We start from the raw sequence: 24788 nt of genomic DNA on the forward strand, positions 1-24788 counted from the left end.
GCGGATGTGAGCCAGGTCCTCAACGCGCCGCCTCCGGCAACGACCACCCCCGCTCCCGCCGAGGGCGACCTCGCGGCCCTCGCCGCCCGCCACGGCCTCTCGGTCAGCGGTGCCCGCCCGACCCTGTCCGAGTACGTCCGCCAGCTGTGGGCCCGGCGTCACTTCATCACCGCGTTCTCGACCGCCAAGCTCACCGCCCAGTACAGCCAGGCGAAGCTCGGCCAGCTGTGGCAGGTGATGAACCCGCTGCTCAACGCGGCGGTGTACTTCTTCATCTTCGGCGTGCTGCTGGGCACCAAGAAGGGCGTCCCGGACTACATCCCGTTCCTGGTCACGGGCGTGTTCATCTGGACGTTCACGCAGAGCTCGATCCTGGCGGGCACCCGGGCCATCTCCGGCAACCTCGGCCTGGTCCGCGCCCTGCACTTCCCGCGGGCCGCGCTGCCGATCTCCTTCTGCCTCCAGCAGCTCCAGCAGCTGCTGTTCTCGATGGCCGCCCTGGTCGTCATCCTGCTCTGCTTCGGCATTCCGGTCTCGGCGTCCTGGCTGCTGGCGGTCCCGGTGCTGGTCCTGCAGTTCACCTTCAACGCCGGCGTCTCGATGATCATGGCCCGGCTCGGCGCCAAGACCCCGGACATCGCCCAGCTGATGCCGTTCATCCTGCGCACCTGGATGTACGTCTCCGGCGTGATGTGGAGCATCGACCACCTGCTCAGCAAGCACAACGACCTGCCGTCCTGGGTCGGCCCGGTCCTGCAGGCCAACCCCGCCGCCATCTACATCGACCTGATGCGGTTCGCCCTGATCGACAGCTTCCACTCCAGCCAGCTGCCCCACCACGTGTGGGCGATCGCGGCCGGCTGGGCGCTGCTCGCCGGGGTCGGCGGCTTCATCTACTTCTGGAAGGCTGAGGAGACGTACGGCCGTGGCTGAGAACACCGACGAGAACGTCCCGACCGTCGTCGCCGACAACGTCGACATCGTCTACCGCGTCAACGGCACCGGAGCCGGCAAGGGCTCCGCCACCGCCGCCCTCAACCGCATCCTGCGCCGTAAGCAGACCGAGAAGGCGGCCGGCGTGCGCAAGGTGCACGCCGTGAAGAAGGTCTCCTTCGTCGCCTACCGCGGTGAGGCCATCGGCCTGATCGGCACCAACGGCTCGGGCAAGTCGACCCTGCTCAAGGCGGTCGCCGGCCTGCTCCCGGTGGAGAGCGGCGCCATCTACACCGACGGCCAGCCCTCCCTCCTCGGCGTGAACGCGGCCCTGATGGGCGACCTGACCGGCGAGCGCAACGTCTACCTCGGCGGTCTCGCAATGGGCATGTCCCGCGAGCAGATCAAGGAGCGCTACCAGGAGATCGTCGACTTCTCCGGCATCAACGAGAAGGGTGACTTCATCACCCTGCCCATGCGCACGTACTCCTCCGGCATGGGCGCCCGCCTCCGCTTCTCCATCGCCGCCGCCAAGGACCACGACGTCCTCCTCATCGACGAGGCCCTCGCCACCGGCGACCGCTCCTTCCAGAAACGCTCCGAGCAGCGCATCCGCGAGCTGCGCAAGCACGCCGGCACGGTCTTCCTGGTCAGCCACAACAACAAGTCCATCCGCGACACCTGCGACCGGGTGCTGTGGCTGGAGCGCGGCGAGCTGCGCATGGACGGCCCCACCGAGGATGTCCTGAAGGAGTACGAGGCCTTCACCGGGGACAAGGCGGCCAAGCCGAAACCCAAGCCGAAGGTCGCCGTCTAGCCCAGTTCCTCGGACTGCAACACCCACGTCCGACAGACCAGGCTCCTCGGCAAGGTTCAAAAGGGCACCCCGAGCCATCACGGCCCGGGGTGCCCTTCTCGTCGTACGGGCTACGAATGCGTGCGCAGCAGGGTGCGCATGGTCCGCATCGCCACCGACAGGTTGGCGAGGTCGAACGCCTCCGAGCTCTGGATCTCCTCCAGGGTCGAGCGTGCCCGGCCCAGGATCGCCGCGTTCTTCTCCTCCCAGGCCTTGTAGCGCTGCTCGGGGGTGGAGGTGCCGTTGCCGACCGCGAGGACGTCGGCGGTCAGGCCGGCGTGGGCCGCGTAGAGGTCCTCACGGATGGAGGCGCGGGCCATGGACTGCCAGCGGTCGGCGCGGGGCAGCTCGATGATGCGGTCCATGAGCTGGGTGATCCGCAGCCGGTCGGCGAGGTCGTAGTAGACCTCGGCGACGTCCATCGGGTCCCGGCCCATGCGGTCGGCCACCGAGACGATGTCCAGCGTCGGGAAGGCGGAGGAGAACCCGGCCACGCGCGTGGCGAGTTCGTCCGGGACGCCGGCGCCGGTCAGCTCGTCGTAGATCCGCTGGTACCACTCCAGGTCCGCACCCTTGAGCAGCTTCGGCAGCTGCGCCCAGACCTGCTCGACGCGCTCGGCGAAGAACTCGACGGTCTCGGCGAGCTGGAGCGGCTGCGGCCGGTTGTTGAGCAGCCAGCGGGTGCCGCGCTCGACGAGGCGCCGCGAGTGCAGCCGGATACGGGTCTGTACGGCGGCCTCGACCAGGTTGTCGAGGGCCTCCACCCCGTCCCACACCACGGCCGAGCGGAAGATCGCGCGGGCCGCGGTCTGCGCCCGGACGATCTCCTCCAGGGAGGCCCCGGTCTCCTCGCGCAGCCGGTGCAGATAGGTCGTACCGCCCGTGTTGACCGTGTCGTTGACCAGCACGGTCGTGGTGATCTCGCGGCGCAGCGGGTGGCTGTCGATGTGCTCGGCGAACTTCTCGCGCAGTGCGCTCGGGAAGTACGCGTGCAGCAGACCCCGCAGGTAGGGGTCGTCCGGGAGCGAGGTGTGCAGCAGCTCGTCGGCGACCGTGATCTTCGTGTACGCCAGCAGGACGGCCGTCTCCGGGCCGGTCAGGCCCTGTGCGGCGCCGAGGCGTTCGCGGATCTGGCGGTCGGTGGGCAGGAACTCCAGGGCCCGGTCCAGCAGGCCCGCGCGGACCAGGTGGCGCATGTAGCGCTGCTGGGCGTGGAGCATGTCCTTGGACTGGGCGAGCGCGTTGGCGATCGCCGTGTTCTGCGCGTAGTTGTTGCGCAGGACGAGACGGCCGACCTCGTCGGTCATCTCGGCGAGCTGCTTGTTGCGCTGCTTGACGGTCATGTCGCCGTCCGCGACCAGGCCGTTGAGCAGGATCTTGATGTTCACCTCGTGGTCGGAAGTGTCCACGCCCGCGCTGTTGTCGATGGCGTCCGTGTTGATCTTGCCGCCGTGGAGGGCGAACTCGACCCGGCCGAGCTGGGTGAGCCCGAGGTTGCCGCCCTCGCCGACGACCTTGACGCGCAGATCGGCGCCGTCGACGCGGATCGGGTCGTTGGCCTTGTCGCCGACGTCCGCGTGGGACTCGGTGGAGGCCTTGACGTACGTACCGATGCCGCCGTTCCACAGCAGGTCCACCGGCGCCTGGAGGATCGCCTTCATCAGGTCGGCCGGCGTCATCTTGGACACCTTGCCGTCGATCCCGAGGGCCTCGCGGATGTGCGCGTTGACCGGGATGGCCTTGGCGCTGCGGGGGAACACGCCGCCACCGGTGGAGATGAGCTCGGCGTTGTAGTCGGCCCAGCTGGAGCGCGGCAGCTCGAAGACGCGGCGGCGCTCGGCGTAGGAGGTGGCCGCGTCCGGGTTCGGGTCGATGAAGATGTGCCGGTGGTCGAAGGCGGCGACCAGGCGGATGTGCTCGCTGAGCAGCATGCCGTTGCCGAACACGTCACCGGACATGTCACCGATGCCGACGACCGTGAAGTCCTCGGCCTGCGTGTTGACGCCCAGCTCCTGGAAGTGCCGCTTGACCGACTCCCAGGCGCCGCGCGCGGTGATGCCCATGCCCTTGTGGTCGTAACCGGCCGAACCACCGGAGGCGAAGGCGTCACCGAGCCAGAAGTTGTACGACTCGGCCACCCCGTTGGCGATGTCCGAGAACGTCGCCGTGCCCTTGTCGGCCGCGACCACGAGGTAGGTGTCGTCCTCGTCGTGGCGTACGACGTCGGCGGGCGGCACGACCTCACCGGCCACCATGTTGTCGGTGATGTCGAGCAGCGCCGAGATGAACGTCTTGTAGCTCGCGATGCCCTCGGCGAGCCACGCGTCCCGGTCCACGCCCGGGTCGGGCAGCTGCTTGGCGACGAAGCCGCCCTTGGCGCCGACCGGCACGATGACGGTGTTCTTCACCATCTGCGCCTTGACCAGGCCGAGGATCTCGGTACGGAAGTCCTCACGCCGGTCGGACCAGCGCAGACCGCCTCGCGCGACCTTGCCGAAGCGCAGGTGGACGCCCTCGACGCGCGGCGAGTAGACCCAGATCTCGAACGCCGGGCGCGGTGCGGGCAGGTCCGGGATGGCCTGCGGGTCGAACTTCATGGACACGTACTCGTGCGGCTTGCCGCCGAGCGCCTCCTGGAAGAAGTTCGTGCGCAGGGTCGCCTTGATGACGGTCAGGAAGGACCTGAGGATCCGGTCCTCGTCGAGGCTCGCGACCTGGTCGAGGGCGGCGTCGAGCTCTTCGAGAAGGGCGTCCACGATCTCGTGCCCGGCACGCTGTCGGTCCGGGGACATCCGGGCCTCGAACAGGGAGACGAGCAGCCGGGTGGTGTGGACGTTGTTGCGGAGGGTGTCCTCCATGTAGTCCTGCGAGAACGTGGAGCCCGCCTGCCGCAGGTACTTGGCGTACGCCCGCAGCACCATCGCCTGCCGCCAGCCCAGACCGGCGCTCAGCACGAGGGCGTTGAAGCCGTCGTTCTCCGCCAGGCCGGTCCAGGTCGCGGCGAACGCCTCCTGGAAGCGCTCGCGGCCGTCGTCACCGAGGTAGTCCCCGGAGCCGTTCTGCGACCGGGGCATGCGCAGCCCGAAGTCGTAGATCCAGGCCACGCTCCGGTCCGAGCAGCGCAGCTCGTACGGCCGCTCGTCGATCACCTCGACGCCGAGGCGGTTGAGGACCGGCAGCACGGCGGACAGGGTGATGGAGTCGCCCTTGCGGTAGATCTTGAAGCGGCGCTCCTCGGGGGCGGCGCCGACCGGCTCGTACAGGCTCAGCGCGAAGTTGTTCTCCTCGCTGAGCTTCTCCAGGTGGACCAGGTCGGCGACCGCGGAGCGCGGGGTGTGGTCGGCCTTGTAGCCCTCGGGGAAGGCATTGCCGTACCGGCGCAGCAGTTCGGCGGCGCGCTCCTCGCCGAGCTCGTTGTTGAGCGCGTCGGAGAAGCCGTCGGCCCAGGAGCGGGCGGCGTCGACGAGGCGGGCCTCGATGCGCTCCTTGTCGAGGTCGGAGAGCTCCGGCAGCTCGGTGCCCTGCGGGACCCGGACCACGAAGTGCAGCCGGGAGAGGATCGACTCGGTGTTCCAGGCGGTGAAGTCGACGCTGATGCCGCCGAGTTCCTCCTTGAGGATGTCGATGATCCTCAGGCGTACGCCGGTGGTGTACCGGTCGCGCGGGAGGTAGACGAGCGCGGAGTAGTAGCGCCCGTACTCGTCCTGCCGCAGGTACAGCCGCAGCCGCCGCCGCTCCTGCAGATACAGCACGGAGGTGACGATGGCCTGCAGTTCGTCGGCCGGGGTCTGGAAGAGCTCGTCGCGCGGGTAGGTCTCCAGGATCTGCAGCAGGTCGCGCCCGTCGTGGCTGTTGGGCGAGAACCCGGCGCGCTGAAGCACTTCATCCACCTTGCGGCGGATGACCGGAACCCGGCGCACCGACTCGGTGTAGGCAGCCGAGGAGAACAGCCCGAGGAAGCGCCGCTCACCGACGACGTTGCCGTCCGCGTCGAACTTCTTCACACCGATGTAGTCGAGATACGACGGCCGGTGCACGGTCGCCCGGCTGTTGGCCTTGGTCAGCACCAGCAGCTTGTGCTCGCGCGCCTTGGCGCGGGCGTCGGCGGGCAGCCGCTCGAAGGAGGGGCTGACGGGGTGGCTGTCCTCGTCGGCGTGGTGCGGGTCGGAGCGCAGGATGCCGAGGCCGGTTCCCGGGACGGCGGCGAGGGAGTCGTCGTCGCGGAGCTGGTACTCGCGGTAGCCGAGGAAGGTGAAGTGGTCGGCGGCCAGCCAGCGCAGCAGCTCGCGGGCCTCCTCGATCTCCTGCTCGCGCAGGTCGGAGGCGACGGGCTCGGTGGGCAGCTCCTCGGCCATCCGCAGCGCCGCGTCCCGCATCTTCTCCCAGTCCTCGACGGCCTCACGGACGTCCGACAGGACACGCAGCAGATCGGCGGTGATCTGCTTCAGGTCCGCGCGGTCCGTCTCCCGGTCGATCTCGACGTGGATCCAGGACTCGGTGTGCGCGTCGTGCGGCAGCTCGCCGCTGGGCCGCTGGGCGAGCACCTCGATGAGCTTGCCGGTGACATCGCGGCGGACGACGACCTGGGGGTGGATGACGACATGGATGCCACGGCCCTGACGGGTCAGCTCATTGGTGACCGAGTCCACGAGGAAGGGCATGTCGTCGGTGACGACCTCGACGATCGAGTGGCTGCACTGCCACCCGTTCTCCTCCACGGTGGGGGTGAGAACCCGAACATTGGCCGTGCCCTGTGGCCGGTTCTCGGCCAACCGGTAGTGGGAAAGCGCGGCTCCGAAAACGTCGACCGGGTCGCGGTCGCTCAGGTCCTCCGGGGCGGTGTGCAGGTAGTAGCGCTGGAGGAATGCGAGCACGGTCTCCCGGTCCGGGGTGCTCTCATCCGTCGTCCCGGTCGGTAGGTGCCCCCCGACCGGGCTGTTCTCAGCTACCCGGGCGGCCCTTTCGAGCAGCTCGGCCTTGGCTTCGTCCAGCTTGGTCTGCATTGTCCTCTGGCTCCTGTCGCGCGCCGTTGCGTGACGTAGAAGGAAGTACGGTCTCTTCCCCTGCGGCTCGACGCCACGGCCCGGGGTCTCCGGTCTGCTCCGACGCTATGCCGCAAGGTGAGATGAGCGGGGGGTTATCAGCCATTCTCGACGCGCCCGACGGGTGTGACGCTGCTCTCTGCGACGCCTGGACCCGGGGTGTGCGCGGCGTCCCGGCGACCTTGAAGGCCCCGCCCCGCCCGCGAAGACCAGCGACCGCCGCCCGGTCACGGATGTCGTCCGTGCTCTCCGGGCGCAGGGCAGGGGCAACGGTGCCCCCGCGAGCTATCGCGCTGATCACGCCACAAGGCTATCGCTCCTTACAGGGGGCCCGTCATGAGCCGTATGTGTACAAAACTGGGGGTGGAACTTTGACGTTCTGCACAGGAGCGGCGGCTGGGATGTCGTGCGGGGGCATCCAGACGGGGATCGGCGAGGTGTACGGCGGGGTGTGCGGCGGTGCGTCCCGAAGGGTGTCCGGCGAAGCGCCCGGCATCCAATGCCGACCGGCCCCCTTGGCAAGTCCGCTCCGCGGATGCACGTTGCCGACATGACAGCCAAAATCCTGATCGTCACCGGCGACGCAGCAGAGTCACTGGAGGTCCTGTACCCCTACCAGCGCCTCCGCGAGGAGGGCTACGACGTCCACATCGCCGCCCCCGCCCGCAAGAAGCTCCGCTTCGTGGTCCACGACTTCGAACCGGGCTTCGACACCTACACGGAAAAACCCGGCTACACCTGGCCCGCCGACCTCGCCTTCTCCGAGGTCGACCCCGGCCAGTACGCCGCCCTCGTCATCCCCGGCGGCCGCGCCCCCGAGTACCTCCGCAACGACCCCGAACTCCGCAAGATCCTCAAGTCCTTCTTCGACGCGGACAAACCGGTGGCCCAGATCTGCCACGGCCCCCTGCTCACCGCCGCGATCGACGGCCTCCGCGGCCGCCGCGTCACGGCGTACCCCGCCCTCGAACTCGACATGCAGGCCGCCGGCGCGACCTTCCAGGACGCGGAGGCGGTGGTGGACGGCACGCTGGTGTCATCCCGGGCATGGCCGGACCACTCACGGTGGATGCGGGAGTTCCTGACGATCCTGAGGGCGAAGGCACCGGTGACGTAAGAGGGATCGCGCCGGGGGCACGTCCGCCGTCCAGGGACCGTCTGCTCATGGCTCTGGCCGCCCCCGGGACTTTCGACGACCTCGGAGTGCTCTCCGACGCCGCCTACCTCGCCGCACGCGTCATCCTCGCGGCCCTGGTCTTCCCTCGCGGGCACCTTGCCGTCACCCCGGTAAGCGTGTCCGTGGTGGTCACCGGCCCGCTGCTGCCGGCCTGGCCAGCCGGATTCCTCGACGGCCTTGCCCGCGTGCGCTGTGGACGCCGGCCGGGCCGTCGACCTCGCCTCGCCCCGGCTGACCCGCACGGTGCTGATGCGCGTCGCATTCGACGTCGGCCACCTGACCGAACGGTTCGGGCTGCTGGCGACGATCGCGCCGATGAAGTCGGTCGTCGCGATCAGCGTCCCGGTCACGACCGCCCCGCACCTCGCCGTCGGCCCGCTGACCCGCTGACCGACTTCATCGGTGCGATCATCGCCGTGGCGGTAGGCATGGCCGAGGCCGTGGCCCACCCGGCGGACCATCTCCACCTACCGGTGGCAGCCCTGCTGTACGGGGGCTGCGCGGCGCACCTGGCCGTCTTCGGCTGTACGTGCTGGCGGAGCCGGCCGCCGTCCTCCTCCTGAACGCGGTGGAGTACATCATGGCGGCCCGCCACGCGACGGCCGCACCGTCCAGCGCCTGACGACCGGCTAAGGAGTTCAAGATCGTCGCGTGAATGCTGAACTGGTCACGCTCACGGTCTCGCAGGCGCTGCCTAGGTTCCACTCCGAGGCGCGCCGGCTACGGCACGCACGCACGCACCTAGCCGGGATGTTCCCGTATCTGCCGCAGCAGTCCGGGCCCCGTCGCGCCGGGCTACGCACCCACCCGCGCCTCAGCCCGACCCAGGGCAACCTCACAACCCACCCCCACAGCCCACCCCACGGCTAAGCCGCCAACCGCTCCGCCTCCACCACGGCCTCCGCCAGCGTGTCCACCACAGGCACCCCGACCGCCTCCAGGCTGGCCCGACTGTGCGAACCCCCCGTGTACAGCACAGCCCGCGCCCCCACGTGCCGAGCCGCCACCGCATCGTCCGCCGCGTCCCCGATGACCACCGTCCGCCCCGGATCCACCCCGCCCAGCGCCGCAAGATGCCGCGCCATGTGCTCGGCCTTGCCACCCCCGGAAGGCCCGGTCCGCCCGTCGACGCGTATGAAGTGCGGCTCGATCCCGAACCCGCGCACCAGCGGCACAAGCTCCTCGTGCCCGTACAGGCTCAGGATCGACTGACTGCGTCCCGCCGACCGCCACTCCGCGAGCAGCTCGGCCGCCCCCACGGTCAGCCCGCACCCGACCCGATGCTCGGTGTAGTACCGATGGAAGGTCTCATCCATCACCGCCCACTCGGCCTCGGTGGGCAGCCGCCCCATCAACCGCTCGTAGAACTTCGGCACCGGCACGCAGTACAGCGCCCGATACCGCTCCAGCGTGATCGGCTCCAGCCCCAGCTCACCGAACGCCGCGTTCGTCGCCCCGATGATCGCGTCGATGTCGTGGAACAGCGTCCCGTTCCAGTCCCAGACAATGTGCGCGCCCGTCTGCTTCCCCATGCCGAAAACGTACCCGCCCGCACTGACAATCAAGAGACCCGCAGCTCAGAAAGGCGCCGCACCCCGCGACCACCCACGGCCAGGCGCGGACCCCTCAGTCGCCCAGCCCGACCAGATTCGGGATCTCCTGCGTGGCGAACCACAGCAGCTCATGGTCCTCGGCCCCGTCCACCACGAACTGCGCGTCGTCGTCCCCGCCGTCCGCCGCGTCCAGCGCCTCCGCCGCCGCGGTGACATCCGCCTCGGCGTCACCTGCGTCGACGTGCACCGCGGCCGCCTTGGCCAGCGGCACCACCCCGTCGACCCGGACCTCACCGAGCGCCGCAGGGTCGAGCCCGCGGTCGGGATCGGCGTGCGCCGCACGGTCGGGCACATCGACGGCGACCACGACCCGGCGCCGCACCGCCTCGGCATCGGCTGCCAGCATCCGCAGGGAGGCGAGCGCGGCCCGGTTCAGCGCGGCGTACTCCAGCTCCTCGATGTCGTCGGAGAGGTACCACTCGCGCAACGCGGGCGTCACGGCGTAGGCGAGGAGCGGTCCGGAACCCAGCTCACCCGTCTTGTACGCCTCGGCGAGACCGGAGAGGGTCAGGGGGACGTAGACGCGCATGGGCTGCCGCTTTCGTGGTCGGAACGGAGGGCTCAGGGCCTCGCAGACCCCGCCCGGAGCGCCTTCAGGATACGTGCGGGCGTCCCCTTTCGAGTCCCCGTCAGCGGGCCCGGAGCCGTCCACCCCCGTACGGAAACTCACCCTGCGGGCCCCCGTGGCCTTGGGCTCCTTCCCTCGCCCCTCACCCGGATAAGTGAACATTCCGGCCCCTCGCCACGGGCCGCCGCTTCCTTGCCGCTGCCGCCCAGGACCCCGTACAAGATCCCCATCCAAGAAAGTTACTGCCCGGTATAAACCTGGGCGCATCGAACGGGGACCCCATGAACAAGGTCATGACCAGGGCACAGCACCGTCCCGGCACCCGCCCGCCGGCCCGTCGCGACCCCCGCCGCCCCGGCGCCACCCCGCCCCGCACCCCGTCCGGAGGAACGCCCCGCACGGCCACCCCAGAGGGCCGCCCACCCGCGTCCCCGCCCCGCACGAACACCTCCCCCACCGACAACCGCCCACCGACACCTTCCGCCCGCACGGCCACCGGATCGGTCCACACAGGCGGCCCGACCACCGGATCGGTCCGCACAAGCCGCACATCCGCCGGTTCGCCCTCTGCCACCCGCACACCTTCCGGCTCAGCCCCTGCGGGCCGCACCACCGCCGACGCGATCCCCGCAGCCGGCAGGCCCGCCCCGGCGACTCGCACGACGGCCCCCACAAGGCCTCTCGACGCCCCCGTCGTCCCCGCCCAGACGCCCCGCAGGCCCGTCCCCCAGCTCAGCCCCACCGACCACTTCGCCGAGCTCCTCCTCGCGGTCCTCAGCGGCCAGCGCCCCGTCCACTCGATGCTCCGGCACACCGTCGGCCAGGCCTACGACGAACTCGCCGAGCTCGCCGAACGCGGCCCTCTGCGCACCCGCGGCACCCGCCCCGTCGTCCGCGACATCGGCTACTACGTCCCCCGGGACGGCGCGCTGGAGGCCTTCGCCCGCATCGGCGCCGGCGACCAGCTGCGCGCCATGGCCTTCCGCCTGGAACAGGGCCAGGACCTCCGCTGGCGCTGCACAGCGGTGGAGCTGGGCGGCCCCCGCCGCAGCCGCGCGGCCGACGACTGACGCAGGGGCCCGGCAGAGACGTCCACACACACGAAAGGGCCGAGCCACCCAAAGGTGGCCCGGCCCTCCGATCCGCTCAATCCGCTCGCTCAGCCGCTCAATCCGCCACGGCGTCGCAGACGACCGTCACTTCTTGCGCCGACGTCCCCGCGACTGCTTGCGCCGCTCCGCCCGCGTGAGCCCGTCCGCCTCGGACCGCACGGGCTCGTCGTCGTCGGCGAACTCGCCCTCGATGACACCGCCCTCGCCGTCCACGGTGGGCGCCGAGAAGTGCAGATCCCGCCGCTGCGGAGCATCCAGCCCCTTCGCGCGGATCTCCGGACGCGCACCGGCCTGCGCCGGAACCGAGTCCTGCTTCTCCAGCGACGGCGCGGCGTCCTCGACCGGGACCTCCTCGACCTGCTGCTCGACCTGGACCTCCAGGTTGAACAGGTAGCCGACGGACTCCTCCTTGATGCCCTCCATCATGGCGGTGAACATGTCGAAGCCCTCGCGCTGGTACTCGACCAGCGGGTCCTTCTGCGCCATCGCGCGCAGGCCGATGCCCTCCTGGAGGTAGTCCATCTCGTAGAGGTGCTCGCGCCACTTGCGGTCGAGGACCGACAGCACGACCCGGCGCTCCAGCTCACGCATGATCTCGGAGCCGAGCTGCGTCTCACGCGCCTCGTACTGCTCGTGGATGTCGTCCTTGATGGACTCGGAGATGAAGTCGGCGGTCAGACCGGCCCGGTCACCAGCCGCGTCCTCCAGCTCCTCGACGGTGATCTTCACCGGGTAGAGCTGCTTGAACGCGCCCCACAGCCGGTCGAGGTCCCAGTCCTCGGCGAAGCCCTCGGCGGTCTCCGCGCTGATGTACGCGTCGATCGTGTCGTCCATGAAGTGCTGGATCTGCTCGTGCAGGTCCTCGCCCTCCAGGACGCGACGCCGCTCGCCGTAGATGACCTCACGCTGGCGGTTGAGGACCTCGTCGTACTTGAGGACGTTCTTACGCGTCTCGAAGTTCTGCTGCTCGACCTGCGACTGGGCGGACGCGATCGCGCGCGTGACCATCTTGTTCTCGATCGGCACGTCGTCCGGGACGTTCGCCATCGACATCACGCGCTCGACCATCTGGGCCTTGAACAGGCGCATCAGGTCGTCGCCCAGCGACAGGTAGAAGCGGGACTCGCCCGGGTCGCCCTGACGGCCGGAACGACCGCGCAGCTGGTTGTCGATACGACGCGACTCGTGCCGCTCGGTGCCGAGGACGTAGAGGCCACCGAGGTCCTTGACCTCTTCGAACTCCGCCTTGACCGCCTGCTCGGCGCGCTCCAGGGCGGCGGGCAGGGCATGAGCCCACTCCTCGATGTGCTCCTCGGGGTCGAGGCCACGCTGACGCAGCTCCGCCTCGGCGAGGTCCTCGGGGTTGCCGCCGAGCTTGATGTCGGTACCACGGCCGGCCATGTTGGTCGCCACGGTCACCGCGCCCTTGCGGCCGGCCTGGGCGACGATGGTCGCCTCACGGTCGTGCTGCTTGGCGTTCAGCACCTCGTGCTGGACGCCGCGCTTGCTGAGCTGCTGCGAGAGGTACTCGGACTTCTCGACCGACGTCGTACCGACGAGGATCGGCTGGCCCTTCTCGTGCTTCTCGACGATGTCGTCGACGACCGCCTCGAACTTCGCGACCTCGGTGCGGTAGATCAGGTCCGACTGGTCCTTGCGGATCATCGGCCGGTTGGTCGGGATCGGGACGACGCCGAGCTTGTAGATCTGGTGGAACTCGGCGGCCTCGGTCATCGCCGTACCGGTCATGCCGCAGAGGCCGGGCTGTTCCTTGCCGTTGTGGTCGTGGCGCTTGTAGAGGCGGAAGAAGTTCTGGAGGGTGATCGTGGCGAGCGTCTGGTTCTCGTCCTTGATGGCCACCCCTTCCTTCGCCTCGATCGCCTGGTGCATGCCCTCGTTGTAGCGGCGGCCGGCGAGGATACGGCCGGTGTGCTCGTCGACGATCATGACTTCGCCGTCCATGACGACGTAGTCCTTGTCCTTCTTGAAGAGCTCCTTGGCCTTGATGGCGTTGTTCAGGTAGCCCACCAGAGGCGTGTTCACCGACTCGTAGAGGTTGTCGATGCCCAGCCAGTCCTCGACCTTGGAGACACCGGCCTCGTGGATGGCGACCGTGCGCTTCTTCTCGTCGACCTCGTAGTCGCCGGTCTCCTCGATGCCCTTGAGGGGGTTGCCGGCCTCGCCCTTCTTCAGGCGGGTGACCAGCTTGGCGAAGTCGCCGTACCACTTGGTGGCCTGGTCGGCCGGGCCGGAGATGATCAGCGGCGTACGGGCCTCGTCGACGAGGATGGAGTCGACCTCGTCGACGATGGCGAAGTTGTGGCCGCGCTGGACGAGCTCGTCCTTGGACCACGCCATGTTGTCGCGCAGGTAGTCGAAGCCGAACTCGTTGTTCGTGCCGTACGTGATGTCGCACGCGTACTGCTCGCGGCGCTGCGCGGGCGTCATGTTGGCAAGGATGCAACCGACACTCAGGCCCAGGAACTTGTGGACGCGGCCCATCATCTCGGAGTCGCGCTCGGCCAGGTAGTCGTTCACCGTGATCAGGTGGACGCCCTTGCCGGACAGCGCGTTCAGATACGCGGGCAGCGTGCCGACGAGGGTCTTGCCCTCACCGGTCTTCATCTCGGCCACATAGCCGAGGTGGAGTGCGGCGCCACCCATGATCTGCACGTCGTAGTGACGCTGGCCGAGCGCACGCTTGGCGCCCTCGCGCACGGTGGCGAACGCCTCGGGCAGCAGGTCGTCCAGCGTCTCACCATCGAGGTACCGCTGCTTGTACTCATCGGTGAGCGCCCGCAGCTCGGCGTCGGAGAGGTCGACGAAGTCCTCTTCGATGGAGTTGACCTGGTCCGCGATGCGGTGCAGCTTGCGCAGGATCTTGCCTTCGCCTGCACGCATGATCTTCGAGAGGACGGACACGGGGGTTGGTCTCCTTGCCGGTCGGGCCTGGGACGGTCGGTTTCCATTTGACTTGGCTGAGCAACGGCCATCGTATGCGAGGACCCGGCCACGCCGGGAGCCTGCCGGTGACGCCGACCGCCCGCTGCTTCAAATCTCCGTCAAAGGGGACAACGGCCGACCGTCGCGGATGGTGCCGCGTTCCGCAGACGAATTGCGCGAACTGTGATCGCCCGCTCACAGAAAGCAAAATGATGGCGTCCTCATCGAGCCCCGAGCAGAATCGGCCGATGGAACCCGTCACGCTCACCACCGGCCGCCTGGTTCTGCGCACCGTCGGCCCCGCCGACACCGAAGCCGTGTACGCCGCCGCCCAGGACCCCGAGACACAGCGCTGGATCTCCCAGTTCCCCTCGCCCTATCTCCGCGAGCACGCGCGCCAGTTCACGGAACAATTCGCCCCCGACGGCTGGGCCGACGACTCCATGTTCACCTTCGGCGTCTTCCTCCCCTCCGGCGAACTCACCGGCATGCTCGGCATCACCATGCGCTCCCTCGGCGTAGCCGAAATCGGCTTCTGGGCGACGAAGGAACACCGCGGCAACGGCTACATCACCGAAGCCACCACCACAGCCACCCGCTGGGCCTTCACCGCCCTGTCCGTGGACCGCATCGAATGGCGCGCGGAAGTCGGCAACACCCCCTCCCGCGCGGTGGCAGAACGCGCCGGCTTCACCATCGAGGGCACGCTGCGCTCCGCGATCAACAACAAGGGCGTACGCCGTGACTGCTGGGTGGGCTCCCTCCTCCCCTCAGACCTGGCCCTACCCTCGACGGCCCCCTATTTGCCGGCCCCTCCCCAACCACCACACCCCACCCAGCCCACCTGACCCACCTGAGCTGCGGGTCCACCCAGCCTGTCTGGCCTGGTTGCCCAGCCCAGCTTGCCCAGCTTGGCCAGCCCGCGTAACCCGCCCAACCGGCATAACCTGCGGGCATTCGTGCCGCCTAGGGCGGCACGGGTGGGCGCAGGCGGCACCCCGTAAGCGCCGGGCCGCGCGACCCACCCCCACCCACCGCAACTCATCCCACCCCGCCCCACCCCAACCCCACCGCACACACAAACCCCCAGCTCATCCCCCACTGTCAGTCCCACCTCCTATCGTGCGGAGACATGACGACCCCGCGCCCCACCGCAGAACTCTCCGCAGACGAGGCCCGCCGCATCGCCCTCCGCGCCCAGGGCTTCCTCGGCACCCCCAACCGCAAGGCCGGCGTCCGCGGCACCCTCCGCCACCTAGGCGCGGTCCAACTCGACACCATCTCGGTCCTCGCCCGCTCCCACGAACTCATCCCGTACGCCCGCCTGGGCGCAGTGGGCCGCAAAGCAGTCGAGAGCGCCTACTGGACCACCGCCCCCCTTGGCTCGCCCACGCCACGACCCCACGCCTTCGAGTACTGGTCCCACGCCGCCTGCATCCTCCCCATCGAGGAATGGCCCCACTTCGCCTTCCGCCGCCGCGCCTACCGAAACCGCCCGCACTGGAACCACCCCCTCCCGGACGGCACCTACGACCAGGTCATCAAGCAGCTCCGCACCGAAGGCCCCCTCACCGCGACAGAGTTGGGCGGCGCGAAGAAGACCAGCGAATGGTGGGACTGGTCCGGCACAAAGGTCGCCGTCGAGCGCGCGCTCATGTACGGCGAGGTGGTCTGCGTGGAACGCCGCGGCTGGAAGCGCGTGTACGACCTGGCGGAGCGCGCCGTACCGCAGGACCTCCTGCACGACGACCTGGACGACACCGAGTGCCTGCGCCGCCTCGTCAACCTGGCCGGCCGGTCCCTGGGCGTCGGCACGCGCGCGGACATCGCCGACTACCACCGCCTCAAGGCCGAACAGGTAGACGCCGTGATCGACGACTCCGGCCTGGTCCCGGTCACGGTCGAGGGCTGGGGAAAGCCGGCCTGGGCCGACCCCGCCGCCCTCGACACCCCGCCGCGCGGCCGCCACCGTACGACCCTGCTGTCCCCGTTCGACTCCCTGATCTGGGAACGCGCGCGTACGGAGCGGATCTTCGGCTTCACCCACCGCCTGGAGGCATACGTCCCCAAGCCGAAGCGGATCCACGGCTACTTCGCCATGCCGGTCCTGGCCGGCGGCCACCTCGTCGGCCGGGTCGACCCCGCGCGCGAGGGTGGCACCCTGATCGCCCGGCAGGTCACCCTGGACGGCCCGAAGGCGGTCCCGGCGGTGGCACAGGCCCTGGTCGAGGCGGCGAGCTGGGTGAACTGCACGGACGTACGCGTGGAAAGGGTGGACGCACCCGAGCTGCGCGCACCCCTCGTGAAGGCCCTAACGGATCTCTAGGATCTTCTCGCGCATCGCGTAGACGACGGCCTCCATCCTGGAGTGCAGCTGCAGCTTCTCCAGGATGTTGCGCACATGGTTCTTCACGGTGTTCTCCGAGATGAACAACTCCTTGGCGATATCCCGGTTGTTCATTCCGGTGGCGACGAGTTTGAGAACCTCCAGCTCCCGGTCCGTCAGCCGCGGCGCGGGCACCAGTCGGCGCTCATCGGTGCGCTGGATCATCGACTTGAACTCGGTGAGGAGTTTCGACGCCATGGAGGGGCTGATCTGCGACTGCCCGTCGGCCACCGCCCGAATGGCGGTGGCCACCTCGTCCGTGGAGATCTCCTTGAGGAGATAACCGGTCGCACCCGCCTTGATCGCGTCGTAGAGGTCGGCCTCTTCATCGCTGATCGTCAGCATGATGATCTTCGCGCTGGGCGCGACCTCCTTGATGGAGGTGCACGCCTCGATACCGCCCCGCTTGGGCATCCGCACGTCCATCAGGACGATGTCGGGCAGCAGGTCGGCGGCCTTGTCGACGGCCTCGGCGCCGTCGCCCGCCTCGCCCACGACCTGGATGTCCTCCTCGGCCGCGAGCACGATCTCAAGTCCCCGACGGAAGAGGGCGTGGTCGTCCACGACCAGGACACGGATCGGCTCCTTGCGTGGTGAGCCCGCGTCCGGCCGCATGCCGGCGGCGCCGTCGTCGGCGTCCCCGTCATGCATCGGTCCGAAGCTGTCCGCCATCGTTCCTCCCCCTGAAGGCTGTGGCTGGTCCTGTGCCATCGCCAACCCAAGGCAACGGCCCACCGGTTGGGCCGGTGCGGCCATGATTTCATGCCCGGACGACACCGCGGTGACAGAGCGGGGCTCGAAGTGGTCGCACACCGGTGCCCCTGGGGGCGCACACGCGCTCCAGGGGCACCGGCTCAGCCGTCAGCCGGGCGGGTCAGCCGCCCAGCGTGCCGCCGGCCGCGGGAGGTTGCGCCTGGGCGACCATCGGGTCGGTGCTCAGGTGGATGACGCCGTAGTCGTAGGCGTGTCGCCGGTAGACGACACTCGGTTCCTTGGTCTCGGAGTCGACGAACAGATAGAAGTCGTGCCCGACCAGCTCCATCTCGTAAAGAGCCTGGTCGAGGGTCATCGGGGAGGCGACGTGGGTCTTCTCGCGGACGATGAGGGGGCCTTCGCCCTTCACTTCCAGCGAGCCGATCTTCTTGGTGGGGACGCCGTCCGGCTCTTCCTCATGGACGGGGTGGCCGTTGCCGTTGAGTGTCGCCGCGCCCGGAACGTGGTCGGGGACCTCGGCCGCCGTGAGTCGGCGGGAGCCACGACGGGAGTATCGCTTGTCGTGCTGCTTGCGCAGCCGTGCATCCAGCTTTTCCGCCGCCAGGTCGAGCGCCGCGTACGGATCGCTTGCCGCCGCCTCCGCCCGGATCACCGGACCGCGGGAGCGGAGCGTGATCTCCACTCGGTCACAGCGGTCGGCCTGTCGGGGGTTCGGCTCCTTGGACACCTCGACGTCGAGGCTGATCACCTTGCCGTCGAGCTTCTGGATCTTCTCCAGCTTCAGCTTCTCGGCCACGTGCTTGCGGAACCGCTCGGGCACCTCGGTCTTGCGGCCCTTGACGACGATGTCCACGCAGAACTCCGTTCCCGGATCGCCCCGCTTCGCTGCGGAGCATCTCCCTTTTGCACCAGGCTCCGGTGAGCCCCGGAACCTCGGACTCGGTGACTTCCACCTCCTCCCCCGCGGGCAAGATCTCCACTCCACCGAGCCGGGTGATTGTGAAAAACCCGCGGCACGGCAATCGGATATGAGAGGTGTGGCCTGCGCCTTTCCTCACAACCGAACATATCTCGCCCGGACGGATGTCGTCACCCTCTACCGCGGCGTACCTCCGTTCAGGTGAATTGGTCCTCTCATTACCTGCAACGATGCAAGTTCAGAGTCAGTTCCGGTTTATTTCGAAAGAATCCGGCGCCGCCGCGACCACGGCCGCGCAGATGACGTCACGGGGGCGCGATCCGCCCGCCATTCCCGGCCCACCACCCATGCTGGCCTCCGCTGGTCCGCTCACCGGTTCCCCCATGCCTTCCCGAGCCGCGGCCCCGTACACAGCCGTTGCGCCCCGGCCGTACACATCCGGCCCAGCGCCCCTGCGTCCCACCCGCGCCCCCTCCATCGCCACGCGCACCGCACGCGCCGCCTCCGCCAGAGACGCGCCCGTGGTCATCAGGTCATCGACGAGCACCACCGGCCCGCCCAGAAGCAGCCGCGCCCCACCGGGGACCACGCCGAGCGCACCCGCGAGATTCTCCAGCCGGGCCTGGAAGTTGAGGCCGGCCTGGTCGACCACGCCCCGCCGCTGCCGCAGCACACCGACCACCCGAGCCGGCACCCCACTCCGACGCAGCTCCCCCGCAGCCGCAAGCGCGATCCGCCGTGCCGGATCATGCCCCCGCGCCGCCACAGTCCGCCGCGCGGACGGAACAGGCACGAGCAGCACGGTCGCGTCCCAGCCCTCCGGGAGGCCTCCCCAGCCTCGACCTGCCGCCCCCGTCCCCGTCCCCGTAGAACCACAGTCCCGCCCTCCCGAGGCCTCCACCACGCCTGGCGCAGCCCTCACCCCCGGGCCGTCGCCACGCCCCATGACGACGCCCTGCGGCCCCCAGCCGCCAGTTCCGGCCAGACCACCCGCCCGACCCGCCCCAGAGCCCGCCGAACCCCAGCCCCCGGCCCTCGCCGGCCCCTCGCCCCATCCAGCTCCGGACCCCCCGGCCTCCCCCGCTCCCCAGCCACCACTCCGGGTCACACCTCCGGCCACGCCCTCGTACACCGCCGACTCCCCGCCGGACCGCCCGGAACCCGGCCCCCGCCCCCGCTCAGCCCACGGAGAACCCACGCCGGACCCCACCGCCCCCTCGGCACTCCCAAGCCCGGCCGCCCCCTCAGCACCCCCACGCTCAGCCGCCCTCTCGGCAGCCCCAGGCGCCACACCGCAGCCGCCCGCCAAGCCCCAGGGCCCGACCCCGGCCTCCCACAACCCCGCCCGTACAGCCCCCGCCAGTGCCGCACCCAGCGGCGCCGCCAGGGCCAGCGCACCGCGTTCCTTGTGGGCCAGCAGCACGGCCCGCACCTCATCGGCGTACCGAGCCGCCGCATGCACCGCCGGCAGCCCTGTCGGCTCCGGCTCCGGTCGCACCCGGCACGGCGCGCTCCCGCTCAGGACGGCACGGCACTCAGGGCAGAGCACCGTGCGAGGCATCCCGCAGCCTCCGCACTCGGCCGGCAGCACCAGATCGGTGAGGTCCTGCCACCACCCCCGCATACCCACCACTGTGCCAACGCCCGAGCCACCCGGCCACCCCTGTGGACAACCAGCCTGTGGACAACTCCGCAGCGGCCGCAGACAGCACCGGAAGCCCCGTCAGAAGGCCTCCCGCGCCCGGCCGTCCAGCGCGTCCACACGCCTGGTGGACGCCGTCTCGGAACCGCCCGCCAGGCCTGACGGCTCCCGCCACGCCCGACCGCCCGTCGCCTCTACCCGGGGTAGACCGGCGCCGTCCCGTCCTTGAGCACCTGCTGCCACTTCGACCCCGCCGAGAGCCGGACGATGCCGTCCTCCTCCGAGTACGCCAGCAGCGGAAGTTGCTCGTTCTCGGACGAGGCGAGGGCCTTCACCCCCGTCAGCGCGGCCGGCGCCGCCTCCACCGGCGTGGAGCCGTCGACCTGGACGTACGCCATCTGCTGCACGCCGCCCCGTTCGCGCCCCACCACCACGAGCCGGCTGCCCCCCGCCCAGGACATGGCGGTGACCTCCTCCAACTGCGGTGTCACCGAGCGAGGTTCGACGACCGCCACGGCCTTCTCCCCGCCCGCCTCGTCGCCCCGCTCGATCCGCCCGACGTAGAGGGACTTCTTGCCGCCCTTCTCCACGATCAGTGCGATCCGCGCTCCGTCGGCGGCCACCCGCACCGCGTCGATGCGTCCGTCGAGCCCCGTGGTGTCGACCTCGACCGGCTGGCCCGCACCCTGCTTCAGGAGCAGCAGCCGGGGACGGTCGGGATCGCGGTCGGCCACCCACAGGTCACCGTCACCGTCCCAACTGGGCGTGGTGAGCCGGTCGTTCTCGGTCTTGCCCTTGCTGCGCAGGACCGGCTCGCCGAGCGAGGCACCCGACACCAGCGACCCGACGTACAGCGAGCCGCCGTCGAGGGAGACCCCGGCCGCCTTGCGTTCGTCCCGGGACACCGCGGCCGACCGCAGCGGCTTCTCGCCCTCGCCGAGCGCGCCCGGCACCGGCTCGAAGGCGTCCAGGTCGTCGCTGTCGCTGTCCAGCCGTACGAGCCGGTGCTTGCCGTCGACGAAGTACTGGTAATCGTCGTTCGCGGCCTCGTGCACGACGAGGTTCTCGGCGGCGATCTCGGTCAGGTCGCACAGCCGTGTGCCGTCCGACCGCTGCAATTCGACCTCGTCCACGCCCGTGGGGGTGAGATCCCGCAGTGTGAACAGGAGTTGGGCGGCCATCTCCTTGCACTTGTCCTGACCGATCCGGTTCGCCTTGACGTTCAGGGGCACGGTCAGTCTGTTCTGGTCGTCCGGCGCCAGCGAGCCGATGCCCTTCTTCAGGGTCGTCCCCGTGGGGTAGCTCGACCTGACCACCGGGTCCAGCCAGCGTGAGGGCCCCGCGAGCAGCAGACTCACCGTCTGTGTCAGCGGATCGACCTTCTTGCGCACCCAGACGGGGTCGGCCACGGCCACCGGCTGCGTGTCCGACCCGGTCGACGAGTTCGAGGCGAAGTAATACCGGTTGACCGACGTGTAGTTGCGCAGGAAGTCCGACTTGCCCATGACCACGCCCGGCGGCGGCCGGTCGATGCGCCACTGTTTGGACTTCTTCTCGCGCACGAGGTGCAGCCGCTTGTCGTACTGACCATCCGCGGGCGCGTACGCCTGCTGCGCGTCCACGGTGGCGACCTTGTCGCCCTCCAGGCTGAACTCGGCGGTGTCCGACGGCTCGTCCCGGCCGCTCGTGGACCTCTGCTCCGGGTCGGGCCCGGCCGCGAGCACCGTGAGCGACGCCTTGGGATCCCACCGGTCCGAGGCGTACTTGGTCAGATACTTGTGCGCCGTCTCGAAACCGGGATCGTCGCTGGTCAGTGCCTCGAGAAAGCCGTCCACGATCTCCCTCGCGTCGGCGTTCTCCCGAGGCGGCAGAGCGAAGACCCGCACCGGTGTGTCCTGCCGGGGCGTCGATTCCACCCCGCGCAGATCCCCGCTGTCCGGCATGGACGCGCACCCCGCCAGCAGTACGGCTCCGCACGCGACGGACACCACCGTGCGCACCGGCCTCCGCCCGCCGCCCGCAGCCCGGTCAGCGCCCACGACTTGCCTCCCCTTGCTTGCTCCGGTCCGCCGCGTCCGACGGCCGCCCGTCCGACGGCCGCCCGTCCGACGGCGGCGCGTCCACGGCGGCGGCCGTGTCGTCCGCCGGTCGCGCTCCCCCGGTGGGCCGCGGCACCACGCGCGCGCCGTTGCCCGGCAGCGCCGTCGGATCCGCGGTGGGAGGCACGGCAGGCACCCGCGGCGCGAGCGGCGCCGGTTCACCTGAGGTCTGCACCGGCACGGTGGCGCGCTTCTCCCCGTCGCCCGCCCCGCGCGGCAGACCGGCGTCATTAAGTCCACGATTGCGGCGTGAGTCCTTGGGCTCCAGCGGTATCGGCGACCCCCGCAGCGGTTCGTCCGCCGTCCTGGGCAGCGTCAGCCGGAACTGCGACCCGCCGCCCGGCTCACCCCACGCCTGCAGCCAGCCGCCGTGCAGCCGCGCGTCCTCCAGCGCGATGGACAGCCCGAGCCCCGTACCACCGGTGGTACGCGCGCGTGCCGGGTCGGCCCGCCAGAAGCGGCTGAACACCCGGGTCGCTTCACCGGGCTTGAGGCCCACGCCGTAGTCGCGCACCGCGACCGCGACGGCCCCGCCCGCCGCGGCCAGCTTGACCACGACGTCCTTGCCCTCGCCGTGCTCCACGGCGTTGACGACGAGATTGCGCAGCACCCGCTCCACCCGCCGGGCGTCCGCCTCGGCGACGACGGGCTGCTGGTCTCCCACGACCCGGATGCGCGTGCCCTTGCGGTCGGCGAGTGGCGCGGCCCCGCTGACGACCCGCTGCACGACCTCCCTGAGGTCGATCGGCTCCGCCTCCAGCGCCGCCGCGCCCGCGTCGAACCGGCTGATCTCCAGCAGATCGGCGAGCAGCGACTCGAACCGGTCCAGCTGATCGGCCAGCAGCTCCGCCGACCGCGCGGTCACCGGATCGAAGTCCTCCCGCGCGTCATGGATGACGTCCGCGGCCATCCGTACGGTCGTCAGCGGCGTCCGCAGCTCGTGCGACACGTCGGACACGAACCGCCGCTGCATCCGCGACAGGTCCTCCAGCTGCTGGATCTTCAGCTGAAGGTTCTGCGCCATCTTGTTGAAGGCCTCACCCAGGCGGGCGATGTCGTCCTCACCGGTGACCTTCATACGTTCCTGAAGCCGCCCCGCGGACAGCCGCTCGGCGATCCCGGCCGCCATCCGCACCGGCGTCACGACCTGCCGCACCACCAGCCAGGCGATGGCCCCGAGGAGTACGACGACGAAGAGCCCGGCAGTCGCCAGCGTCCCCTTCACCAGGCTCAGCGACTTCTCCTCCTGGGTGAGCGGGAAGAGGTAGTAGAGCTGGTACGGCTCGTCGTTGGGGTCGTCGACCTGCTTGCCGATGATCAGCGCGGGCTGCGACTCCTTGCCGTCGGTGTACACGATCCGGGTGTAGCTCTGGGCCGCCGGCGTGGTGCCTTCGTCGAGACGGTCCCGCAGGGCCTCGGGCACACTCCCGGTCGCGAAGACGTTTCCGGAGGCGCGCGGACCGCGCCCGCCGCTGTCTCCCCCGGCGGGCAGCGTGACGACGTCGAAGGCGCCCTGGCCGCCGCTGGAGAGGGACTCCACGAGGTCGCCCATCCACTGGCTGACGTTCTGGCTGCTCCGGCCGTCGTCCGTGCCCGCGGCATCCTCGCCGCCCGCGCCGGCCGCCGCCGCGTCCGCCTTCTGCTCGGCCACGGCGAAACCACCCGTGGCCTGGCTCTGCGACGCCTTCACCTTGGCGTCGAGGAGCCCGTTGCGCACCTGGCCGATGACGACGAAGCCGAGCAGCAGCACCACGCCCAGTGACATCAGCAGCGTGGTGACGACGACCTTGAGCTGGATGTTGCGCCGCCACAGCCGCATGACGGGCAGCAGCGGCCGGCGCACCCAGCGCATGAACAGCCTCAGGACCGGGCTGCCCTGGACTCCGCCCTGCAGCAGCCCGCCCTCCAGGAAGCGGCCCCAGCGGGAACCCGACGTCTGCCGGCCGACAGGCCGCTCCGTACCGGACCCGGTCCGCCCGGGCGACGAAGCGGCACTGTCTCCGGACATGTCAGCTGGGTCCTGCCTTGTATCCCACACCACGAACGGTCACCACGATCTCCGGCCGCTCCGGGTCCTTCTCGACCTTGGAGCGCAGCCGCTGCACATGCACATTGACCAGGCGGGTGTCGGCGGCATGCCGGTAGCCCCACACCTGCTCAAGGAGCACCTCACGCGTGAACACCTGCCACGGCTTGCGCGCCAGCGCGACCAGCAGGTCGAACTCCAGCGGCGTCAGCGCGATCGACTGACCGTCCCGCTTCACGGAGTGACCGGCCACATCGATGACGAGATCACCGATGGCAAGCTGCTCCGGCGCCGGCTCCTCCGACCTCCGCAGCCGCGCCCGGATACGGGCGACGAGCTCCTTCGGCTTGAACGGCTTCACGATGTAGTCGTCGGCGCCCGACTCCAGGCCCACGACGACATCGACGGTGTCGCTCTTCGCCGTGAGCATCACGATCGGTACCCCGGACTCCGCCCTGATCAGGCGGCACACCTCGATGCCGTCCCGGCCGGGCAGCATCAGGTCCAGGAGCACCAGATCCGGCTTGGTCTCACGGAATGCGGCCAGCGCCTTGTCGCCGTCGGCTACGAAAGACGGCTCAAAACCTTCACCACGCAGCACGATGCCGAGCATCTCGGCCAGTGCGGTGTCGTCGTCGACGACAAGGACTCGTCCCTTCATAAACGCCATCATCCCATTCTCATAACAGTGACAGAGGCGCTGGTGAGCAGGGTCACTGGCCCGTGACGATAGTCGTACCCGGCCGTCACTGTCTGCC

16 protein-coding genes and 3 pseudogenes are annotated in these 24788 nt (G+C 69.9%); 8 read left to right on the forward strand and 11 right to left on the reverse strand.

Annotated features, from left to right (window positions below; translation table 11 throughout):
- Nucleotides 1-6 precede the first annotated feature (6 nt).
- The gene (locus PH203_RS43860; RefSeq protein ID WP_289927907.1) at nucleotides 7-933 is read left to right on the forward strand and encodes an ABC transporter permease; all 927 of its coding nucleotides are present in this window, start codon (nucleotides 7-9) and stop codon (nucleotides 931-933) included.
- Nucleotides 926-1750, forward strand: a complete 825-nt coding sequence (locus PH203_RS43865; protein WP_289927910.1) for an ABC transporter ATP-binding protein — start codon at nucleotides 926-928, stop codon at nucleotides 1748-1750. The genes PH203_RS43860 and PH203_RS43865 overlap by 8 nt, the downstream gene beginning before the upstream one ends.
- Before the next feature lie 110 nt (nucleotides 1751-1860).
- Here PH203_RS43865 and PH203_RS43870 read toward each other — a convergent pair whose 3' ends face one another.
- Nucleotides 1861-6792 (reverse strand): NAD-glutamate dehydrogenase, encoded by a 4932-nt coding sequence (locus PH203_RS43870; RefSeq protein WP_289927912.1) that lies wholly within the window; start codon nucleotides 6790-6792, stop codon nucleotides 1861-1863.
- 589 nt (nucleotides 6793-7381) lie between these two features.
- Here PH203_RS43870 and PH203_RS43875 point away from each other — a divergent pair.
- The 3 genes and pseudogenes from PH203_RS43875 to PH203_RS43885 all read left to right on the forward strand — a co-directional run.
- On the forward strand, nucleotides 7382-7948 hold the full coding sequence (locus PH203_RS43875) for a DJ-1/PfpI family protein (RefSeq protein WP_289927914.1): 567 nt from the start codon (nucleotides 7382-7384) through the stop codon (nucleotides 7946-7948).
- A 237-nt stretch (nucleotides 7949-8185) separates the two neighbouring features.
- Nucleotides 8186-8398: a hypothetical protein gene (locus PH203_RS43880; RefSeq protein WP_289927916.1), complete on the forward strand. Its 213-nt coding sequence runs from the start codon at nucleotides 8186-8188 to the stop codon at nucleotides 8396-8398.
- A 264-nt stretch (nucleotides 8399-8662) separates the two neighbouring features.
- Nucleotides 8663-8788, forward strand: a pseudogene (locus PH203_RS43885) (IS982 family transposase); the annotation flags it as partial.
- 86 nt (nucleotides 8789-8874) lie between these two features.
- Here the strand turns inward: PH203_RS43885 and PH203_RS43890 are convergent.
- Nucleotides 8875-9540, reverse strand: a complete 666-nt coding sequence (locus PH203_RS43890; protein ID WP_289927917.1) for an HAD family hydrolase — start codon at nucleotides 9538-9540, stop codon at nucleotides 8875-8877.
- Nucleotides 9541-9634: 94 nt separating this feature from the next.
- The gene (locus PH203_RS43895) at nucleotides 9635-10150 is read right to left on the reverse strand and encodes a hypothetical protein (protein WP_289927918.1); all 516 of its coding nucleotides are present in this window, start codon (nucleotides 10148-10150) and stop codon (nucleotides 9635-9637) included.
- Between the two features lie 320 nt (nucleotides 10151-10470).
- On the opposite strand from PH203_RS43895, the gene PH203_RS43900 reads away from it, so the two are divergent.
- Nucleotides 10471-11259, forward strand: coding sequence for an Rv3235 family protein (locus PH203_RS43900; protein ID WP_289927919.1), 789 nt, complete (start codon nucleotides 10471-10473; stop codon nucleotides 11257-11259).
- A 126-nt stretch (nucleotides 11260-11385) separates the two neighbouring features.
- Here PH203_RS43900 and secA read toward each other — a convergent pair whose 3' ends face one another.
- Nucleotides 11386-14223, reverse strand: a complete 2838-nt coding sequence (secA, locus tag PH203_RS43905; RefSeq protein ID WP_289927921.1) for a preprotein translocase subunit SecA — start codon at nucleotides 14221-14223, stop codon at nucleotides 11386-11388.
- 269 nt (nucleotides 14224-14492) lie between these two features.
- Here secA and PH203_RS43910 point away from each other — a divergent pair, with 269 nt between their 5' ends.
- Nucleotides 14493-15092 carry a GNAT family N-acetyltransferase gene (locus PH203_RS43910; protein WP_289927922.1) on the forward strand — a complete coding sequence of 200 codons (600 nt, stop codon included), beginning with the start codon at nucleotides 14493-14495 and terminating at the stop codon, nucleotides 15090-15092.
- Between the two features lie 284 nt (nucleotides 15093-15376).
- Complete coding sequence (locus PH203_RS43915) at nucleotides 15377-16570, forward strand: crosslink repair DNA glycosylase YcaQ family protein (protein WP_289927923.1); 1194 nt, start codon at nucleotides 15377-15379, stop codon at nucleotides 16568-16570.
- On the opposite strand, the gene PH203_RS43920 is transcribed toward PH203_RS43915, so the two are convergent.
- From PH203_RS43920 to mtrA, 7 genes and pseudogenes are all read right to left on the reverse strand, one after another.
- Nucleotides 16556-17302, reverse strand: a complete 747-nt coding sequence (locus PH203_RS43920; protein ID WP_289927924.1) for a response regulator transcription factor — start codon at nucleotides 17300-17302, stop codon at nucleotides 16556-16558. The genes PH203_RS43915 and PH203_RS43920 overlap by 15 nt on opposite strands.
- Before the next feature lie 202 nt (nucleotides 17303-17504).
- Nucleotides 17505-18197 (reverse strand): ribosome-associated translation inhibitor RaiA, encoded by a 693-nt coding sequence (gene raiA / locus PH203_RS43925; RefSeq protein WP_289927925.1) that lies wholly within the window; start codon nucleotides 18195-18197, stop codon nucleotides 17505-17507.
- Nucleotides 18198-18507: 310 nt separating this feature from the next.
- Nucleotides 18508-19065, reverse strand: a pseudogene (locus PH203_RS43930) (hypothetical protein); the annotation flags it as partial.
- A gap of 534 nt (nucleotides 19066-19599) precedes the next feature.
- A pseudogene (locus PH203_RS43935) lies at nucleotides 19600-19887 on the reverse strand (ComF family protein); the annotation flags it as partial.
- A gap of 212 nt (nucleotides 19888-20099) precedes the next feature.
- Nucleotides 20100-21944 (reverse strand): LpqB family beta-propeller domain-containing protein, encoded by a 1845-nt coding sequence (locus PH203_RS43940; protein WP_289927926.1) that lies wholly within the window; start codon nucleotides 21942-21944, stop codon nucleotides 20100-20102.
- Nucleotides 21934-24012: an MtrAB system histidine kinase MtrB gene (gene mtrB, locus PH203_RS43945; protein ID WP_289927927.1), complete on the reverse strand. Its 2079-nt coding sequence runs from the start codon at nucleotides 24010-24012 to the stop codon at nucleotides 21934-21936. The genes PH203_RS43940 and mtrB overlap by 11 nt, the downstream gene beginning before the upstream one ends.
- 1 nt (nucleotide 24013) lies before the next feature.
- Nucleotides 24014-24703, reverse strand: coding sequence for a two-component system response regulator MtrA (gene mtrA / locus PH203_RS43950; protein ID WP_187822996.1), 690 nt, complete (start codon nucleotides 24701-24703; stop codon nucleotides 24014-24016).
- Nucleotides 24704-24788 lie beyond the last annotated feature (85 nt).

Origin of the sequence: Streptomyces sp. S.PB5, from assembly GCF_030403745.1 — a bacterium.
GTDB lineage: Bacteria > Actinomycetota > Actinomycetes > Streptomycetales > Streptomycetaceae > Streptomyces.

Coding starts and splice junctions, on each gene's coding strand:
- PH203_RS43870 (WP_289927912.1), bottom strand. CDS start 6,792: ATGCAGACCAAGCTGGACGAAGCCAAGGCCGAGCTGCTCGAAAGGGCC.
- PH203_RS43875 (WP_289927914.1), top strand. CDS start 7,382: ATGACAGCCAAAATCCTGATCGTCACCGGCGACGCAGCAGAGTCACTG.
- PH203_RS43890 (WP_289927917.1), bottom strand. CDS start 9,540: ATGGGGAAGCAGACGGGCGCGCACATTGTCTGGGACTGGAACGGGACG.
- PH203_RS43895 (WP_289927918.1), bottom strand. CDS start 10,150: ATGCGCGTCTACGTCCCCCTGACCCTCTCCGGTCTCGCCGAGGCGTAC.
- PH203_RS43900 (WP_289927919.1), top strand. CDS start 10,471: ATGAACAAGGTCATGACCAGGGCACAGCACCGTCCCGGCACCCGCCCG.
- PH203_RS43910 (WP_289927922.1), top strand. CDS start 14,493: ATGGAACCCGTCACGCTCACCACCGGCCGCCTGGTTCTGCGCACCGTC.
- PH203_RS43915 (WP_289927923.1), top strand. CDS start 15,377: ATGACGACCCCGCGCCCCACCGCAGAACTCTCCGCAGACGAGGCCCGC.
- PH203_RS43920 (WP_289927924.1), bottom strand. CDS start 17,302: ATGGCGGACAGCTTCGGACCGATGCATGACGGGGACGCCGACGACGGC.
- mtrB (WP_289927927.1), bottom strand. CDS start 24,012: ATGTCCGGAGACAGTGCCGCTTCGTCGCCCGGGCGGACCGGGTCCGGT.
- mtrA (WP_187822996.1), bottom strand. CDS start 24,703: ATGATGGCGTTTATGAAGGGACGAGTCCTTGTCGTCGACGACGACACC.